This is a genomic window from Moorella thermoacetica (genome assembly GCF_001267405.1).
In the GTDB taxonomy this organism is placed as follows: domain Bacteria; phylum Bacillota; class DSM-521; order Neomoorellales; family Neomoorellaceae; genus Neomoorella; species Neomoorella thermoacetica.
Genome location: NZ_CP012369.1, coordinates 472,824 through 491,063, shown reverse-complemented (window position 1 = coordinate 491,063; position 18,240 = coordinate 472,824). Strand labels below are relative to the sequence as shown.

The following is an 18,240-nucleotide window of genomic DNA, read 5'->3' as shown; positions in this document are numbered from 1 at the left end:
CTGGCAAAAATGGTGATTACTGGTTTGATTGCCTTCCAGCTTCTTTAGGGGCTGGAGAGTAGAGGCTCCAGGCTTCGGGTGCTTAAGCTAGCCAAGTCTCCCTCCGCCTGTACCCCCAGCCCCTTGACTTAACCCACATTTTTACGGTTCATGGAGAGGGCGTCAGCCCCCATGAGGGACTCCTTAATTCCTGGTCCTTAGTATAACAGGAAAGAGAGTAAAAATATACCCCCTGCTAACCGACCCGCCAGGCGATAGGCATCCGGCGGCCCATACCGAAGGCCTTGGAAGTCACCCGCAGGCCGGGTGCCGCCTGACGGCGTTTGTACTCGGCCCGGTCGACTTTACGGATTATCTCCCGGACCAGATCGAGATCGAAACCCCGGCCGGCAATCTCTTCAGCCGACTTCTCTTCTTCAATGTAGGCCTGAAGAATGGCGTCCAGGACCTCATAGGGCGGCAGGGAATCCTGATCCACCTGGCCTGGCCTCAGTTCCGCCGACGGGGGTTTGACCAGGACGTCTGCCGGGATGATCTCCCTGTCCCGGTTGATATAACGGGCCAGGTCATAAACCATGACCTTAGGTACATCCGCCAGGACCGCCAGCCCGCCGGACATATCGCCGTAGAGGGTGCAGTAACCTACCGCCATTTCCGATTTGTTGCCGGTGGTCAGGGTCAGGTAGCCCTCCCGGTTGGAGATAAACATGAGGATATTGCCCCGGATGCGGGCCTGGACGTTCTCTTCCGCCAGGTCGCCTCGGGGTGGGCCGCCCCCGTTCATAGCCTCCAGGTAGGCTTTAAACATACCCTCAATGGGAATTTCCCGGAAGGCGATACCCAGGTTGGCCGCCAGTTTCCGGGCGTCGGAACGGCTACCGGGGGATGAGTAACGGGAAGGCATGGCCACCCCCAGGACATTCTCCGGCCCCATGGCGGCGGCGGCCAGGGCGGCGGTAACCGAGGAATCAATACCCCCGCTCAAACCGACAAGGGCTTTCCGGAAACCGGTCTTATGGAGGTAGTCGGCGATACCCAGGACCAGGGCCCGGTAGACATAGCTGATGTCCTCGCTAATTACGATTTCTTCCCCGGTCAGGAATTCCGTTTCGTTCCGGCCAGCCTCCGGTGCCACGCCGGCCGGTATCGCACCGGGACGGGCCCTTTTAACCGGTTTCAGGGTTAAAGCCGCCCCGGCCTGCGGCCGTTCTAAATCCAAGAGTACCAGGTCCTCGGCAAAGCTGGCGGCCAGGGAGACTACGTTGCCGTTGGCGTCTATAGCCAGGCTGGTGCCGTCAAAGATCAGTTCATCATTGCCCCCGACCTGGTTGATATAGAGAATGGGGCGGCCGTACTTGCGGGCGAGACTCCGGAGCATATCCGCGCGCAAGGCAATTTTCCCGTAGTGATAGGGGGAAGCGGAGATATTGATGAGGATTTCCGCCCCCTGAGCCAGCATCTCGGCTACAGGGTCAATATCATATAACTGCCGGTTCCAGTAGTCCTTGTCGTTCCAGATATCCTCGCAAATGGTCAGGCCCAGACGCAGCCCTTCCAGGAACACCGGCAGGCGCCGTGTCGCCGGCTTGAAATAACGGCTTTCATCAAAAACGTCGTAGTTCGGCAGCAGGCTCTTGTCCTGACGGCCGCAGAGTTCTCCCCCGCTATAGAGAAGGGCGGCGTTATACAGGAAAGCCGGATTCCCCCTCCCCCGGACCGGGGCGCCGATAATAATAGCCGTCTCCCGGCTCAAGGGGGCTATATCTTCCGCCAGGGCCCTCTCCACCCTTTCCAGAAAGTCATGCCGGCATAGAAGATCCCGGGGCGGGTAACCGGTTACAGCCAGTTCGGGAAATATCACCAGCCCGGCGCCGTGTTGCCGGGCTTCAGCCACCGCCTGCCGGATTTTAGCCAGGCTGCCCCCTATATCTCCGATAGTAGGATCGAGCTGGGCCATGGCTATGCGCATAGGCTTCCCTTCCTTCGTAAACGTGGGACCGCCATCATAAAAAACCCCCGTTCCCGCTCTGGGGCGGGACCGGGGTATATCGCCTTTAATATTCTTCCAGTATTATTTTAGCAAAATCAGTTGAAGAGCGCAAGGTTCCCCGTCGCTACCCTCGGGCCGCGGGGTGCCGGCGGCCGGGGAAAAGTGGGACCTTCAGGGACGTTATCAACTGGTGCCGGTGGCAGGCGACCTGCCGCCCGGGTCACGTAGCGTTCCAGTCCGGGGAGGTAACGGGAGTTCAGGCCGGGGTCCAGGTCAAAAAGCCGCGTCAGGACCCGGTAGAGTTCCTCCAGGGAGGTATTACCGGCCCTTTCACCCAGGCCGCCGACGGTGGTGTCAATCCAGCGAACGCCGGCCCTGACGGCCGCCAGGGCGTTGGCCGTGGCCAGGCCGAAGTCGTTATGCCCGTGGAACTCCAGCTCCAGGTCCACCTTCTCCTTTAACCGGGAGAGATGCGCGCCCCACATGGCTCCCAGGGGCATACAGGTGCGGTTGGGATTGACAACCACGCTCCGGTTGCCGGCAGGCAGGAGTTCCGCCGGCCGCCGGCAATACTCCGGCGTGGCAGGAAGCTTCTCAATATACAGCTGGTCATAGGGAATGCCGGTGATAGGAATTTCCTTTAACTGCATTGCTCATCCCTCCCCGTCATACCCGGCGTGCTGTCGAGGCCCCACTGGAACTTCCATACCGGGGCGTATATGCCCTGGTAGATATCCCGGGCGAAATTAACCATGCCGGCAAACCCCTCATAGGGGCCCTTCTCGTAGGAGTGGGAATTCACCGTGGGAATACCCATTTTGCGCCCCAGATATTTCTCCTTCAAGCCAGTTAAAAAGAGATCGGGTTTAGTTGACGTGAGCATCTCTTCAAGCTCAAACTCATTGGGGGCGTCGATGACCAGCATCCCCTCCGGCGCCCGGGCATTGATCTTTTCGTAGTCGTCTTCGTGGGCAAAGGTGCAGGCTACTGCCACCACCTGCATGCCCAGTTCCTCCATCAATTTGATCCAGTGCCAGACCCGCGGCCCGCCCACATAGATGGCCACCCGCTTACCCTGGAGCTTCTCACGGTAAAAGGCCAGGCTCTTTTCCACCCGGGCCATCTCTTCGGCAATCACCGCTTCGGCCCGCTCCTCCAGGCCGAAGAAAGCAGCCGTTTCCCGCAGGGCCTTACAGGTCTGCTCGATACCGTAGAGAGAGACCCGTATAAAGGGGATGTTATAGCCGTCCTTCTCTATATGGGCGATATATTCGGCGGAGCGCTGGCAGTGGACCACGTTCAATTTGACGTCCGGCATCTTGACCAGGTTTTCGATGCGTTCATTCCCTGAGAAAACGGCCACGATACGCAAACCCATCTTTTCAAACAGGGGACGTATCGCCTTTAAGTCCCAGTCCATGTTATAGTCGCCAATGAGGCAAATATCGTACGGGGTTTTCTCTGTTTCGGGCATCTTTAATTCCGGCCGCCGCTCCCTTAAACTGCGTACCTGGCGGTAAAACTGGATGTTGAAGTCGTGGTGCCCTTTGGACTGGCTCACCCCGGAGCAGCCGGGGGATTCGGCGGTGAAGACCAGCCGGCCGGTCTTCTTTTCCACGCTCCGGGCCACCGCCTGGACATCGTCACCGATGAGGCCGGTGGTACAGGTGGTGAAAATAATCAACCCCTTCGCTTCGGGGAAGAGCCTGATGGCCTCCAGGCAGGCCTGCTCCAGCTTTTTTATGCCACCGAAAACCACGTCTTTCTCCTGCATGTCGGTACAGACGCAGTAGCGCCGGTTAAAGGCCACATTGGTGAGGCGGGTGGGAGTGGCCCAGGTATAGAGGTCGGACAGGTGGCGGCGGGTACCCCAGGTATACCAGGCGCACCCTACGGGTGCATGAACCATAGCAATAACATCGGCAATGGGCCCACCTATTACGCCCCGGGCACCGGCGAAGGCACACCCGCGTTCCGTCATATCTCCGGGAATGGTGGCGATATTGCAGGCTGGAATGACGGACCGCCCTTTTTCCGTGTAGTAAATATGCTTATACCGTTCGGGAATGAGCTCGTCGCACTTCATTTTTACCATGGGCATGGTTTCCTTCCCCCTTTACTACTTGCAATCACAGGGCAGCCTGGCCCCTTTCGCCCGTACGTATCCGCACCGCTTCTTCTACCGGGCAGACAAAGATGCGCCCGTCCCCGACCTTCCCGGTACGGTTGATTTTTATTAACACGGCCACTACTAAGGGTACGTCTTTGTCAGCAACAACCAGGGAGATCACTCTCTTGGGAACATATTTCATGGCCCCTTCCTGCTTTTGCAGTTCCGGGCTGACATTGAAGGTGACTTCCCCCAGGATGCCCTTTTGTTTCCCCCGTCCCAGCACTTTACAGGCGGTCAGGCCGGGAAAACCCAGTACAGCTTGTGATATAAAAAATGCCGCACCCCCATAGGGATACGGCACCTTTGCCGGCTGAGACTGATACTGATACAAAAAAGGCGCTCTTTCAGAAGCCCATGCCCCTGAAAAGCGCCTTCGCCAGTTCCTCGCCTTTGATGGGATATTTAGCTGTGCCGGGGTAAATAAAAAACGCCTTTAACGGGCTTTTACCCGTTTAAGGCGTCTTCGCCGTAATAGATACGACCCTGTATCTATACTTAAATGTAGTATAGCGGCACCGCCACCGGATGTCAATAGCTTTTTGCCTTTGACTTCCAAAAAGAAGTTATTTTTTAAGCAAGCTGGTGAGGGTGGTGGCACTCCCGCCGGAGAGGAGTTCCTCCAGAATTTCCGTTTCTGTAACGATCCCCTCCAGTCCGCCCTTCCGACCCACTATGGCCACCAGGTTAAAGGAGTCCGGGGCAAATGAGCGGATCACCCGGCTTAAAGGTAGGTCCGGGTCGGCCACCAGCCAGAAGACCCGGCCCGCCCTGGAAGGGTTAACTTTTTTTATACCCCGTTGCCGCCAGAAGTCCTGCCAGAACATATAGGGTGCCATCTCCCCCTCCTGCCGCGCTGTGTAAAAGATAAAGAGGGCCAGGACCAGGCCCTGCAGGTCCACCAGGTGCAGGTAAAAGCCGGCGATGCTGCCAATACCCAGAAAAACGGCCAGCAGTTGTCCCCCGTAAGAACCCTCCAGGGTAGCCCGGGCCAGGCCGTGGCTCCGGGCCCTTAAGGCCCGGTAGATACGGCCACCGTCCAGGGGCAGCCCCGGCCAGAGATTGAAAAGGGCCAGAATCAGGTTTACCTGGCGGAAAAAGAGGAGCCAGACCGGTGCGGGCCTGGCGTAATTAACGGCCAGGGTAACCGCGGCCGCCAGGAGGGAACTCGCCGCCGGCCCGGAAAGGGCAATGATGGCTTCTTCCCGCAGGCGCCACCCTGCAGGCCTGTACAGGCGGGACACCCCGCCGAAGGGAAAAAGTTCCACGCTCTTGACCTGCCAGCCCAGGCGGCTGGCCACCAGGGCGTGACAGCCTTCGTGGCAGGCCACGGCCGCAAAGAGCAGCAGGGCCTGGGGAAGGACCCCTAGGAGAAAATAAAGGCCCATGAGGAGCAGGAAGTAGTCATTGAGGACCAGGGTCGTCGAACCCAACCGGCCGACACGCATGGTCTAGATCTTATCCTGGGCTCCCAGGTAGGGCGCCGGGTCTACCGCCTGGCCGTCCTGGCGGACTTCAAAGTGGAGCCGGGCTGACTTGCCAGCGGTCAGGGTAGCGATTACTGTTCCCCTGGATACCTCCTGGCCCCTGGTAACCTTGACCTGGCCCAAGGTGCCATACACCGTTACCAGGCCCTGGCCGTGGTCAATCTCTACTACCAATCCTAAAACCGGGTCTTCCCCCACCCTGACGACGCGCCCGTCCAGAGCGGCCCTAACGGCCGTCTCCCCGTCAGCCCGGATATCGATACCGTTATGGAAGTACTGCTGGTTGTCTTCTTCTACTCGCCCGTAGGGGCGGGTGATCTGCCCTGAAAGAGGCAGGGCCATGACCACCCGGGAAGGGTTGGCCGTTGTTGGGACAGCGGCGGCCGGGTTTTTCAGAGTATGAAAAACCCACCGGTCATAGGCATCCATCCACATACCCGAACGTACCGCACTGGCCACCACGGCTGTATAATCGGCCGTGGGGTCGGCCAAGTAGTGGCGTAACCCCACCTGCAACTGCTGCACCCCGGGGCCCTCCAGCCGGAACAAGAGGGTAATACCGAGCCAGAGCAGGCCGGCAACTACGGCCTGCCGCAACCAGCGACGAGGATACCGCGACGGTGGCAGGGTCCGCGCCGGCCCGGACCACCCACCGAGGGGTTCACCTTTGATCTCTTCCCAGTCCCAGTTGTCGCGCACCGCACGTCCCCCCGGACAAGCATTTTCTTTGTTATATTTATATGCCCGGCCGGGGGAGCTATGACTAATCTATTTTCCTGACCCCACCTCCACGGGTTCACCGTTAATTCTTACCTGCACCTGTCTTGACTCCTTACCCCACCATGTCCAGGGCCTTCCGGTAGGCGGCGACTGCCCCCGCCGGGTCGGCGGCCGCCATGACACCCGACATGACGGCCACGCCCCCGGCGCCGGCAGCCAGGCAGCTGGCGACCCGGTCTACCGTGATGCCCCCCAGGGCGAAAATTGGTATACCAACACTGGCGGCAACTTCCCTTAAGGAGACCAGCCCGCGCGGGGGGAGGCTCTCTTTGGAGGCTGTGGGAAAGATATGGCCGAAGAGCAGGTAGTCGGCCCCGGCTGCCGCTGCCTGCCTGGCGGCAGCAACGCTGTGGACGGAGACACCCAGTATTTTTCCCGGCCCCAGCAACCGGCGGGCCACATCCGTGGGCAAGGAGGCCTCACCCAGGTGGACCCCGTCGGCCCCGGCGGCCATAGCGACGTCCAGACGGTCATTGATGATCAGGCGCACCCGCGAAGGCAAAACACGTTTTATCTCCCGGGCCAGATTATAAAGTTCTCCGGCAGGGAGATCCTTCTCCCGCAGCTGGAAGTAGTCGGCGCCCGCCATACCGGCAGCCAGATCTACCAGGGACCTGCTGCCCCCTAGGCGGCGGTTGCTGATGACATAGAGCCAGGCCAGGCGTATCCCCCCTTAACAAAAAACCGGTGCCCTCTTTTGGAAGAACACCCAGGCATTACCCTGATCAGGTCAACGGGTCAGGTGCTCACTAGCCCTTTCTCGGCCCCTAACAGGAGCCCCTCCGGTTTAATTATTTATAATTTAACATGGTGAATACCTGGTTGCAAAGATAATCCGGGGGGCTTTCCCTTAAATAGCGTAAATATTTTCGCTCTTAGTGCGGGTATGGGCCCCGGGATAAACAAAGAAGGCCGGGGTTTATCCCCGGCCCTGCCGGCCTTTTAGTAATCCATTCCGCCACCGGGCGGCATGGCAGGCGCTTTTTCTTCCTTGGGAATTTCGGCGATAATGGCCTCGGTAGTCAAGAGCATGGAGGCGATGCTGGCCGCGTTCTGGAGGGCGCTGCGGGTGACCTTGGCCGGGTCAACGATACCGGCCTTAATCATGTCCACATACTCCTCCTTCACGGCGTCAAAGCCGATACCGGGTTGCTCGCTGCGTACCCGCTCAACAATAACCGAACCTTCCAGACCAGCATTGGCTGCAATCTGGCGCAGGGGTTCTTCCAGAGCCCGGCGGACAATCCTGACACCGACAGCCTCGTCACCCTCGGCCTGGATCTTTTCCACGGCCGGGATGGCGTGTACCAGGGTAGCACCGCCACCGGGAACGATACCCTCTTCAACGGCCGCCCGGGTAGCTGCCAGGGCGTCTTCAACCCGGTGTTTCTTTTCCTTCAGTTCAGTTTCGGTAGCCGCACCAACACGGATGACGGCCACGCCACCGGCCAGCTTGGCCAGACGCTCCTGCAATTTCTCGCGGTCGTAATCGGAGTCGGTTTCTTCGATTTGTTTCTTAATCTGGGCTATCCGGCCGTCAACAGCCTCTTTCTTGCCGTAGCCCTCAACGATGGTGGTCTTCTCCTTGGCAATTTTAACCTTCTTGGCCCGACCAAGCATATTCAGGTCGACGTTCTCCAGCTTGACCCCCAGGTCTTCGGAGAGGAAGGTGCCGCCGGTGAGGATGGCGATATCCTCCATCATGGCCTTGCGGCGATCGCCAAAACCAGGGGCTTTGACGGCAGCGCAGTTCAGGGTGCCCCGCAGTTTGTTGACCACCAGGGTGGCGAGGGCCTCGCCTTCAATGTCCTCGGCAATAATTACCAGGGGTTTGCCGGTACGGACGACTTTCTCCAGCAGGGGCAGGAGGTCGTTGATGGCCGAGATCTTCTTTTCATGGATAAGTATATAGGGTTCCTCAAACTCAGCTTCCATGGCTTCAGTATTGGTCACAAAGTACGGTGATACATAACCGCGGTCGAATTCCATACCTTCTACTACCTCAACAGTGGTAGCAGTACCCTTGGATTCTTCCACGGTGATGACGCCGTCTTTGCCAACCTTCTCCATGGCATCGGCAATGAGTTCGCCGATCTCACGTTCGTTGGCAGCAATGGAGGCTACATGGGCGATACTTTCCTTGGACTCCACCGGGATGCTGATCTTCTTGATTTCGTCTACTACGGTTTCAACTGCCCGGTCAATACCCTTCTTGACGAAAATGGGATTGGCACCGGCGGCTACATTCTTTAAGCCCTCCAGCATAATGGCCTGGGCCAGGACGGTAGCTGTAGTTGTCCCATCGCCCGCCACGTCGTTGGTCTTGGAGGCCACTTCCCGGCAGAGCTGGGCACCCATGTTCTCGTAGGGATCCTTTAATTCGATTTCTTTAGCAACGGTTACCCCGTCTTTGGTAATTACCGGGGAACCGAATTTACGCTCCAAAACCACATTGCGTCCCTTGGGGCCCAAGGTCACCTTCACTGCTTGGGCAACGGTGCTGACGCCCTTTTCCAGGGCCCGCCTGGCTTCTACATCAAAGGCCAGCTGTTTAGCAGCCATAGGTACTACCTCCTTTAACAGGTAAATTTACTAGGTTTACTTATTCTTTAATTGCCAGGATGTCGCTGTCGCGGATGATCAAGTATTCCTGGCCCTCATACTTTACTTCGGTGCCGCTATACTTGGCAAATACCACCACATCGCCTTTTTTGACTTCCGGCGCTACCCTGGTGCCATTATCCAGGATTTTGCCCGGCCCAACGGCGATTACTTCCCCTTCCTGGGGCTTTTCCTTGGCGGTATCCGGTAAGACAATACCTCCCTGGGTTTTTTCCTCGCTGGATAGGACCTTGATGACAACCCGGTCGGCAAGTGGTTTGAGCATGTAAAAACTCCTCCTTTCATGAGCTGGGGGTTTGTTAGCACTCACCGGACTCAAGTGCTAACAGCCAATTACTAATATACACAAGGGGTTACCCCTTGTCAATAGAGTAACCTCTAAAAAAGTATTTTTTGCCTTCTGAGGTTAACATTGAGAACCAGCCCCAGGGCCAGCATATTGGCCAGCATGGCACTGCCGCCGTAACTGAAGAGGGGCAAAGGGATCCCAGTCACCGGCATAATACCCGTCGTAATACCAACGTTGACCAGGATGTGAAAGGCAAACATGGAGGCTACCCCGCCCACCAGCAGGGCCCCAAACATATCCTTGGCCTGGCCGGCGATCCGAATCATACGGTAAAGGACCAGAAAATACAGGGCAATAATACCTACCGTCCGGACAAACCCCAGCTCCTCGCCCACCACGGAAAAGATAAAGTCTGTGTGGGCCTCGGGCAGGAAGTTGAGCTGGACCTGGGAGCCCTGGTGCAGGCCTACCCCCCACCAACCGCCGGAACCGATGGCAATCTGGGACTGGATGACGTGGTAACCCTCCCCTGTCCCTCCCTTGCCGTCGTTATAGGGATTGAGAAAAACTACCAGCCGCCGCATCTGATAGTCCTGCAAGGGCAGGGGCAGGCCGAAATGGAAATGGGCAAAGAGAGCCAGCCCGGTAAGCAACAGGCCGCCGCCGAAGATCATAAGCAACAGTTTCCAGTTGGCACCACTAACATAAAGCATGCCAAAGAGGATGGCCAGGAGCACCAGGGCGGTACCCAGGTCGGGTTGCTTTAAAATCAAAACCAGGGGAACAGCCACATAGAGAAAAGGGACCACCAGGTCCTGCCAGCAGTTGAGCTTACCCTGGCGTTTATCGAGGAAACAGGCCAGGGTAATAACGGTGATGGTCTTGGCAAACTCCGAAGGTTGCAGGAGGAAAAAACCCAGGTTAATCCAGCGCTGGGCTCCCTTGGCTTCATGGCCTACCAGGGCTACAGCCGCCAGCATGATTATATTCAAAACATAGAGGGGCAGGTGGTAGTGCTTGAGCTGCTCATAGTCAATAGATAGGACAGCGACAAGTCCCACCAGACCGAATAAGATCCAGATGAGCTGTTTTTTCACAAAGTAATAGGGATCAGGCATTACATTAGCTGAAGCACTATTCAAGACCACCAGGCCGATGGCCAGCAGGGCGATAACGCCGCCAACAAAATAATAATCGAGGTTTCGCCATAGTCTGCGCTCAAACATTAATTTCCCCCGCCTTCACCCCTCCATTATATTATAGGCACGGCACCAGGACCATAACAAAATCCCACAGGCCTGCCGGCAAAAGGAAATCCCCCTCCCGAAAGGGGGACCGTCTCATACCTTAAAGGCCGGCTCCTGGACACTTTTAAAGGTGCGCTTCACCCGCAGGATGGGGATATTGGCCACCAGGGCCACGGCGTCATTCTCGTGGGTGAGGCTGACCTCCAGCCCGTCGGTGTCGATATCCAGGTATTCCGAGATCACCTTGATTAGATCGTTCTTCAGGGATTCCAGAAGGTGGGGGGAAACCCCGGCCCGGTCATGGACCAGGACCAGGCGCAGGCGTTCTTTGGCTACCTTCTTACTGCTCGCGGTATCACGGCCAAAAAAGCGCAGTAAAAACTCCAGCAATTAAATGCGCCTCCTTCCCTAGCCCAGGCCCATGAGTTTTTTGATCCGGGACATGAAACCGCCGGATTCCCAATTAATAAAGGGAATTTCTTCCCCCAGGAGACGCCGCGAGATATTGCGGTAAGCCTGTCCGGCCCGGGAATGCTTGTCCAGGATGGCGGGTTCACCCCGGTTGGTGGAGATGACAATATACTGGTCCTCCGGCACCACACCTATGAGATCGATGGCCAGGATCTCCAGCATGTCCTCGATATCCATCATGTCACCCTTGCGAACCATGTCGGGCCGCAGGCGGTTGATAATCAGGCGGGGGGGTTCCATTTCCGCCGCCTCCAGCAGGCCGATAATCCGGTCGGCGTCGCGCACGGCGGCAACCTCCGGTGTCGTAACCACCAGGGCTTTTTCAGCTCCGGCAATGGCGTTTTTAAAGCCCATCTCAATGCCGGCCGGACAGTCAATGAGGACGAATTCGAACTCCTCCCGCAGCTGGGAGGTTAAATCGATCATCTGCTGGCGGCTGACGGCCGTCTTGTCCCTGGTCTGGTTGGCCGGCAACAGATAGAGATTTTCCAGCCGCTTATCTTTAATCAAAGCCTGTTTTAAACGGCAACGTCCTTCAACCACATCGATCAGATCATAGACAATCCGGTTTTCCAGGCCCATTACCACGTCCAGGTTTCTTAACCCGATATCGGTATCAACCAGGACGACCTTTTTCCCCAGGCTGGCCAGGCCGGTGCCCAGGTTGGCGGTAGTAGTCGTTTTGCCAACCCCGCCTTTACCGGAAGTGATGACGATCACTTCGCCCATTTTGTTCCTCCTCTTTCTGCGTCATGATTGGGTCAACCAGCGCTTTTCGTTACCGGGCTGGTACTTCTCGATAACAACCGTATCATCTTGTACCCGGGCCATTTCCGGCCCGCCGGTCCCGGTATTATCCCCATCATCGGGAGCCCTGCCTATGTAGCCGGCAATCCGCAGCTGGGTGGGCTGCAGGTGAAAGGCCAGGACGACGGCCTTTTCATTACCCTCGGCGCCGGCATGAACTACTCCCTTTAAAGTACCCATAATAATTACGTGACCAGTAGCTACGACTTCACCTCCCGGGTGAACATCCCCCATGACCACGACATTACCAGGGTACTTGATTACCTGTCCCGAGCGCACCGTGCGGCAAACCAGGAAGGTATGGTTGTCCTTCCCGGGCTGAGCCCTGGTACCAGACGGAATCGCCCCTTGGGAAATGCCGGCGCTGGTTTCGCCTTCATTTGCTGAAAGCACGTCCATTTTCCTCCTTAAATACCAGGCAGCAAAATCCGCTTCGGCTTAGTTATTTTTCTACACCGATCAGGCAAATCCTGCCGGCATAGGAAAAAAGACGGGGCCTTTTTTCCCCGTCTTCTCCCCAAAAACAGACACCGGCGGACATTATTCCACCGAAACGCCGTTAAACGGCTTATTTAAGATATCCGGAAGATTAAAATACTGGGCGAGAACCTCCCGGGCCACTACCCCGGCAGAATCGCCGCCGTGCTTGGCGTGCTCGATAACTACTGCCAGGGCTATCTGGGGGTCGTCATAGGGAGCGAAGGCCACGAAGGTACCATTCAGTTCACCCCCGGGTCCCGACTGGGCCGTCCCGGTCTTGGCACCCACTTTGATATTTGGAGGGAAGTCGCTGAAAAGAAAACTCGCCGTGCCCTCCCGGGACTGGGTCGCCTCCAGCATGGCCCGCCGTACCTCGGCCATGGCCTGCTGGGAAACCGTAACCCTACCAGCCACCTGAGGCTGGTACTCTTTTTTCAGGGAACCGTCGGCGCCGATGACTTTTTCAATCAAGTAAGGCCGCCAGCGGGTACCGCCGTTGGCCAGGGTAGCTATATAGTTGGCCAGTTGAATGACGGTATAACTGTTGTCGCCCTGGCCCATGGAGGTATTATAGGTGTTATAGGGCTGCCAGGCGGTGTCAAAATTATAGTTAATCTGGTACTTGGCCCTAACTGCTTTGAGTTCGTTTTCCTTTTGTTGCAACAATTTATCCTTTTCCTCGGGGCTGGCCGCAGCAAGGAGCCCGGCATACTTCTTTTCGATCTCGGCCTCTTTATTTTTTAACCACCGGTCCCATATAGGGGCGTTGATTTCCTTTTTCCACTCCGGTGAGGGGAGGACGCCCCGGGCCTCGCCCTGGAGGCCGATAATACCGGTGGGCTGGCCCAGGCCGAACTGCCGCCCCACATCGTCGATCTTGCCGATACCGGCTAAATCGCCGGCCCACTGGAAATAGGTATTGCAGGAGACAGCCATGGCCCGGTTGAGGTCTACATTGCCGTGGCCCGAAGGTATCCAGCAGGTGATACCACCTGGTTTCCAGTATCGACCGGCGTCGTATATCGTATCCGAAGGTTTGACCACGCCGGCGTCCAGGGCAGCCATAGCCGTAATGGGCTTGAAAATTGACCCGGGTGCGTAAACTCCCTGGATGGCCCGATTAAACATGGGTCTTAACTGCGGATCATTATAATAGCTCGCCTTTTTAGCGTAGTTACCATTAACAAAGTCGTTGGGGTCGATATCGGGCTTGCTGGCCAGGGCCAGGATGGCCCCGGTCTTGACATTTAAGACCACGGCCGCACCGCCACCGGCTTTAGGATTTATCTTCTTAGTACTGGCGATGACCTGATCCATGGCCTTCTCCAGGGTTTGCTGGAGCTTGAAGTCAATGGTCAATTGGACTGTATCCCCCGGGGTGGGGGGCAGGGTTACCAGGTCACGGACCTTCCGGTTAAGGGCGTCAACCTCTACCTGTTCGGCACCATTCTTGCCCCGCAGGCCGATCTCCTGCCCATTTACGTTACTATACTCCAGGAAACTCTCGATGCCGCTTTTCCCGATTTTATCATTGGGGCTGTAATTATCTTCCTTGTGGGCGTCGAGCTCTTCCTGGGTTATCTGACCCACATAGCCCAGGACGTGACCGGCCAGGGGGCCGTTGGGGTAGTATCGCTGGGGTTCCTCAATGATATTAACCCCTGGCACCTCCTCGCGATGTTCCTCCAGCCTGGCGATAAGGGCTGCGGCTGCGGGGTCATTGGCCGGGATCCTTTTAATCTCTGTAGGCTCATAGCGGTAGGGGTTTTTCTTAATCAAATCTTTGATGGCCGCCGGGGTCAGTTCCGGATCGCCCAGAAGGTTCGCCAGATTATTGATGACTGTATCCAAATCCTGGTTGGGCATAGTACGAATGGTTATAACATAAACCACCTGGCTGGTAGCCAGGACCTCGCCCCCCCTGGCCAGGATGTCGCCCCGCCGGGCCTCGATGGGATTGATGCGAATACGGTTCTCTGCCGATTGTTTGCTAAATTCCTGGGCGTTAACAATCTGGAGAAAGAAAAGGCGACTGCTCAGCAGGAGGAAGATAAAGATTATGGCGGCCAGAAAGCCCTTGAGGCGCTGGTTTAACCGGGGCTTCCAATTCTCCTTTTCCTGGTTGCCCATTTTATCCCCCCCTGGTAAAGATTATAACCGAGCAGTGCCAGGCAGGCGTTATAAAAAGACATTGGCAGGATAACAGCCTCCAGGCCGGCCAGCAAAGGAAAACGAAAACCAGCCAAAAGGGTTAGGAATAAAACCAGAAGGCCCTGGCAGATAATGGCGAAAAAAGCCATGATACCGGGCACCAGCCAGTTATCCTGGTTGAGACGGTCTTTACCCAGGCCGATGATATAACCGGTGAGCATCTTGCTCAGGGCGTTCAGGCCTACGTATCTACCCAGGTATAAATCCTCCAGGAGCCCATAGCCAAAACCCAGGACTGCCCCCCGGGAAGGGCCCTGGAACAGGGCATAGATGGTCAGGACGATGGTTAACAGGTCGGCTTTGACCTCTGCCAGTTTAAGGGCCGGTAGCAGGGTTGCTTCCAGGACCAGTCCCCCCAGCCCCAGCGCCAGTAACCCCAGAAACTGCATCATTAATGCCCCCTTTGATCCGGGTAATGACCAGGACCTCCTCCAGGCGATCGAAATCTACCGCCGGGGCGATGATGGCCCGTTGCGTCAGGCCGTCCGGTTCGGGCAGGGTTTTAATTACCGTCCCCAGTAACAGGCCCCGGGGAAAAACACCCCCCAGGCCGGAGGTAATGACCACCTGATTGGGCATTATCTGGGCGTCGCGGGGTACATGGACCATTTGCAGATAACCCCGGTAATCCGGGCTGCCCTCTACTATACCCGGGGTTCTATTAGCTTGAATCATACCACCGATGGCCCCTTCCCGATCCAGGATCAACAGGACCTCCGCCGTCCTGGGTGTAACGGCGATAATCCTACCCACTACCCCCTGGGAGGTCACCACCACCTGGTCTTTCTGTAAACCATCCCTCGACCCCAGGCCCAGGATAAGGGTATGATACCAGTTATTAGGGTTACGGGCGATAACCGGGGCCACCACGAAATCGAAGGCTTGCTGGTAAGTGGTTTTATAATTAAGAAGAGCCCGCAGGCGACTATTCTCCTGGCGGTACTCTTCCATTTGCACCGTGGCTGCTTTTAAATCAGCTACCTGCTGCTTCAAAGCCTGGTTCTCGGCCTGGAGGCGGCCGTAGTCCTTGATGGCCGCCAGCAAACCCATACCCTTGCTAACTACCAGGGTTATACCCCTCTCGGCCGGTGCCAGGACATCCCGCAGGCTACCTTCGAGAATGGTTAAATGGCTCCTCTCCTGGGCCGACCAGCGCATAACTACTACCAGGCCGGCTGCCGCCAGCACCAGGATCAGCGGGGCAACGAGCTTCCGCCACCGACGGCTCAAAGCTCCTCACTCCCTCTAACCCGAGCGCCGCGCCGGTAAAAGCACCCGTTTCAAAACCTCGATATTCTCCAGCACCTTACCCGTACCTATGGCCACTGCTGTCAACGGATCTTCGGCCATATTGACAGGCATACCGGTTTCCTGGCTGACCAGGCGATCCAGACCCCAAAGTAGGGACCCGCCACCGGCCAGGACAATACCCCGGTCCATGAGGTCAGCTGCCAGCTCGGGGGGAGTCCGCTCCAGGCAGACTTTAATAGCCTCCAGAATGGCCGCCACCGGCTCCGATAGGGCCTCCTGGACCTCTGTAGCCGTAATCTCAATGGTCTTGGGTAAACCGGTTACCAGGTCCCGGCCCCGGACGGCATAGGTACGTTGCTGGCGTTCCCGATCTTCATCGGTATCCCCAAAGTAAGCGGCACCCAGTTCAATCTTTATCTCTTCAGCCGTCCGCTCACCGATCATCAGGTTGTAAGTGCGCTTAATATACTGGGTAATGGCCTCGTCCATCTCATCGCCACCGATGCGGATGGAACGGCTGGTCACTATCCCCCCCAGGGAGATAACGGCGACCTCAGTGGTACCACCGCCGATGTCCACAATCATATTCCCCGTAGGCTCATAGACGGGTAAACCGGCACCGATGGCCGCTGCCATAGGCTCTTCAATGAGGTAGGCTTCCTTAGCCCCGGCCTGGAGAGCCGCTTCCCGGACGGCCCGTTCCTCTACTGCCGTCACACCCGAGGGGACCCCCACGACCACCCGGGGCCGTACCAGAAAACCCTTGGGTATGGCCTTCTCAATAAAGTAACGCAACATACTCTGGGTAACGTCAAAATCAGCAATAACGCCGTCTTTCAAAGGACGAATAGCAACAATGTTCCCCGGCGTCCGGCCAATCATTCGCTTGGCTTCTTCGCCAACGGCCATGACATTGCCGGTCCCCCGCTGGATGGCCACCACCGATGGTTCTCGCAGGATGATACCTTTATTGCGGACGTGAACCAGGGTATTGGCCGTACCAAGGTCAATCCCGAGGTCTCGGGCGAAGATCATAACCTTAGCTCCTTCCTGGTTAATTCGTGCCCATTATAGTATAGGGTTAATCCCGGGGCAAGAGGTTAAGTTTGCCTGTACGTTAAAAGGTCGAAGGATGTCGGCCTGTAAACTAACCTGCACACTAAAGTAAATTTCGTTCCTTCAGGCTGGTAAAACGTCCGTCACCGATAATTAAGTGATCCAGGACTTCAATACCCAGGATGTGGCCGGCCTCCACCAGGCGCCGGGTTACCATAATGTCCTCCTGGCTGGGGGTGGGGTCGCCGCTGGGGTGATTGTGGGCCAGGATGATGGCCGCTGCGCTGCGGCGGATGGGGTCTTTAAAGACCTCCCGGGGATGGGCCAGGGAGGAATTCAGGCTCCCCACCGAGACGTTGTCGATCCCCAGGACCTGGTTTTTAGTGTTCAGGGAAACGGTGCGAAAATTCTCCCGGTCCAGGTAGCGCATCTCATCAAGGAGCAGGCCTGCCACATCCCGGGGATTCCTGATAACGGTCCGGCTGAGGGTGAAGGCGGCCAAGCGCCGGCCCAGTTCCAGGGCGGCCTTGAGCTCCGCTGCCTTGGCCAGGCCTATCCCTTTTTGCTGCTGCAGTTCTTCCAGGGTGGCCCCGGCCAGGAATTGGAGACCGTCGGGCCCGGAAAGGAGCCGGCGGGCCACGTCCAGAGCCGATTCCGTCCTGGTACCCGTCCGCAGGAGGATGGCCAGGAGTTCGGCGTTGGAGAGGGCCTGGACCCCGGCGGCCAGGAGTCGCTCCCGGGGCCGCAGTTCGGCCGGCAGTTCTTTAATAGTAACCCCTTGTCCTCCGGTCATCTATACTCTCCCCCATACATCAACTCCAAATATAGCCAGCAGTTCCTCCACCTGCACCAGGGGCAGGCCGACGACATTGAAATAATCGCCTTCAATCCCGGCCACCAACAGGGCCCCGCGACCCTGGATGCCGTAGGCGCCGGCTTTATCCAGGGGTTCGCCGGTGGCTACATAGGCTTCGATCTGGTCCGGCGTCAGGTGACGAAAGGTCACCGCGGTCCTGGCGTGGGTAACCCCTTCCGGACCCCTGGGGGCCTGGACGACCGCGACCCCGGTATAGACGGTATGGGTGCGCCCGCTCAAGAAGGCCAGCATCCTGGCAGCAGCAGCGGGGGAATCCGGTTTGCCCAAAACCCGCCCCTCGCACACCACCAACGTATCAGCCCCCAGGACCAGGGCGTCAGTGAGACCGGCGGCCATCGCCCGGGCCTTAGCCAGGGCCAGGGCTTCTACCCTGGCCGCCGGGGGCAGATGCCGGTAAACGCTCTCATCAATCCGGCTGGGCTGGATGGTGAAGGGTAACCCTAGCCTGGCCAGGAGTTCCCGCCGCCGCGGGGATGCCGAAGCCAGAACAAGTTTGCTCATA

Annotated in this window: 19 protein-coding genes; all 19 read right to left on the bottom strand. The window is 57.5% G+C overall.

The genetic code is table 11. The features are described from left to right. Positions 1–235: 235 nt before the first annotated feature. Complete coding sequence (locus MOTHE_RS02445; protein WP_011392090.1) at positions 236–1,969, bottom strand: NAD+ synthase; 1,734 nt, start codon at positions 1,967–1,969, stop codon at positions 236–238. A gap of 116 nt (positions 1,970–2,085) precedes the next feature. Next, positions 2,086–2,640, bottom strand: coding sequence for a beta/alpha barrel domain-containing protein (locus MOTHE_RS02440; protein ID WP_011392089.1), 555 nt, complete (start codon positions 2,638–2,640; stop codon positions 2,086–2,088). Beyond that, complete coding sequence (locus MOTHE_RS02435) at positions 2,631–4,091, bottom strand: nitrogenase component I subunit alpha (protein ID WP_011392088.1); 1,461 nt, start codon at positions 4,089–4,091, stop codon at positions 2,631–2,633. The genes MOTHE_RS02440 and MOTHE_RS02435 overlap by 10 nt, the downstream gene beginning before the upstream one ends. Positions 4,092–4,119: 28 nt before the next feature. Next, positions 4,120–4,464, bottom strand: a complete 345-nt coding sequence (locus tag MOTHE_RS02430) for a P-II family nitrogen regulator (RefSeq protein ID WP_011392087.1) — start codon at positions 4,462–4,464, stop codon at positions 4,120–4,122. A gap of 262 nt (positions 4,465–4,726) precedes the next feature. Further along, a complete protein-coding gene (locus MOTHE_RS02425) occupies positions 4,727–5,608 on the bottom strand; it encodes a M50 family metallopeptidase (RefSeq protein WP_011392086.1) in 882 nt (293 codons plus the stop codon). A 3-nt stretch (positions 5,609–5,611) separates the two neighbouring features. Then, positions 5,612–6,346, bottom strand: a complete 735-nt coding sequence (locus tag MOTHE_RS02420) for a M23 family metallopeptidase (RefSeq protein WP_011392085.1) — start codon at positions 6,344–6,346, stop codon at positions 5,612–5,614. 133 nt (positions 6,347–6,479) lie between these two features. Next, on the bottom strand, positions 6,480–7,070 hold the full coding sequence (thiE, locus tag MOTHE_RS02415) for a thiamine phosphate synthase (protein WP_080996764.1): 591 nt from the start codon (positions 7,068–7,070) through the stop codon (positions 6,480–6,482). A 299-nt stretch (positions 7,071–7,369) separates the two neighbouring features. Beyond that, complete coding sequence (gene groL, locus MOTHE_RS02410) at positions 7,370–8,989, bottom strand: chaperonin GroEL (protein ID WP_011392083.1); 1,620 nt, start codon at positions 8,987–8,989, stop codon at positions 7,370–7,372. Positions 8,990–9,029: 40 nt separating this feature from the next. Next, positions 9,030–9,314 carry a co-chaperone GroES gene (gene groES / locus MOTHE_RS02405; protein WP_011392082.1) on the bottom strand — a complete coding sequence of 95 codons (285 nt, stop codon included), beginning with the start codon at positions 9,312–9,314 and terminating at the stop codon, positions 9,030–9,032. A 113-nt stretch (positions 9,315–9,427) separates the two neighbouring features. Beyond that, positions 9,428–10,564 carry a rod shape-determining protein RodA gene (gene rodA, locus MOTHE_RS02400; RefSeq protein WP_011392081.1) on the bottom strand — a complete coding sequence of 379 codons (1,137 nt, stop codon included), beginning with the start codon at positions 10,562–10,564 and terminating at the stop codon, positions 9,428–9,430. A gap of 114 nt (positions 10,565–10,678) precedes the next feature. Beyond that, positions 10,679–10,975, bottom strand: a complete 297-nt coding sequence (gene minE, locus MOTHE_RS02395; protein ID WP_011392080.1) for a cell division topological specificity factor MinE — start codon at positions 10,973–10,975, stop codon at positions 10,679–10,681. An 18-nt stretch (positions 10,976–10,993) separates the two neighbouring features. Continuing rightward, positions 10,994–11,785, bottom strand: coding sequence for a septum site-determining protein MinD (minD, locus tag MOTHE_RS02390; RefSeq protein WP_011392079.1), 792 nt, complete (start codon positions 11,783–11,785; stop codon positions 10,994–10,996). Between the two features lie 21 nt (positions 11,786–11,806). Further along, positions 11,807–12,262, bottom strand: a complete 456-nt coding sequence (gene minC, locus MOTHE_RS02385; protein WP_162490023.1) for a septum site-determining protein MinC — start codon at positions 12,260–12,262, stop codon at positions 11,807–11,809. A 141-nt stretch (positions 12,263–12,403) separates the two neighbouring features. Continuing rightward, positions 12,404–14,473, bottom strand: coding sequence for a penicillin-binding protein 2 (gene mrdA, locus MOTHE_RS02380; RefSeq protein WP_053094621.1), 2,070 nt, complete (start codon positions 14,471–14,473; stop codon positions 12,404–12,406). After that, entirely contained in the window at positions 14,434–14,946 is a 513-nt protein-coding gene (gene mreD / locus MOTHE_RS02375) for a rod shape-determining protein MreD (protein WP_162490022.1), read from the bottom strand. Before mreD ends, mrdA begins: the two co-directional genes overlap by 40 nt. Continuing rightward, the gene (gene mreC / locus MOTHE_RS02370; RefSeq protein WP_053094619.1) at positions 14,870–15,784 is read right to left on the bottom strand and encodes a rod shape-determining protein MreC; all 915 of its coding nucleotides are present in this window, start codon (positions 15,782–15,784) and stop codon (positions 14,870–14,872) included. The genes mreD and mreC overlap by 77 nt, the downstream gene beginning before the upstream one ends. A gap of 15 nt (positions 15,785–15,799) precedes the next feature. Then, positions 15,800–16,840, bottom strand: coding sequence for a rod shape-determining protein (locus MOTHE_RS02365; RefSeq protein WP_011392074.1), 1,041 nt, complete (start codon positions 16,838–16,840; stop codon positions 15,800–15,802). 124 nt (positions 16,841–16,964) lie between these two features. Continuing rightward, the gene (radC, locus tag MOTHE_RS02360; RefSeq protein WP_011392073.1) at positions 16,965–17,654 is read right to left on the bottom strand and encodes a RadC family protein; all 690 of its coding nucleotides are present in this window, start codon (positions 17,652–17,654) and stop codon (positions 16,965–16,967) included. Next, positions 17,655–18,239, bottom strand: coding sequence for a Maf family protein (locus tag MOTHE_RS02355; RefSeq protein WP_053094618.1), 585 nt, complete (start codon positions 18,237–18,239; stop codon positions 17,655–17,657). It lies immediately after the preceding gene. Between the last annotated feature and the right edge of the window lies 1 nt (position 18,240).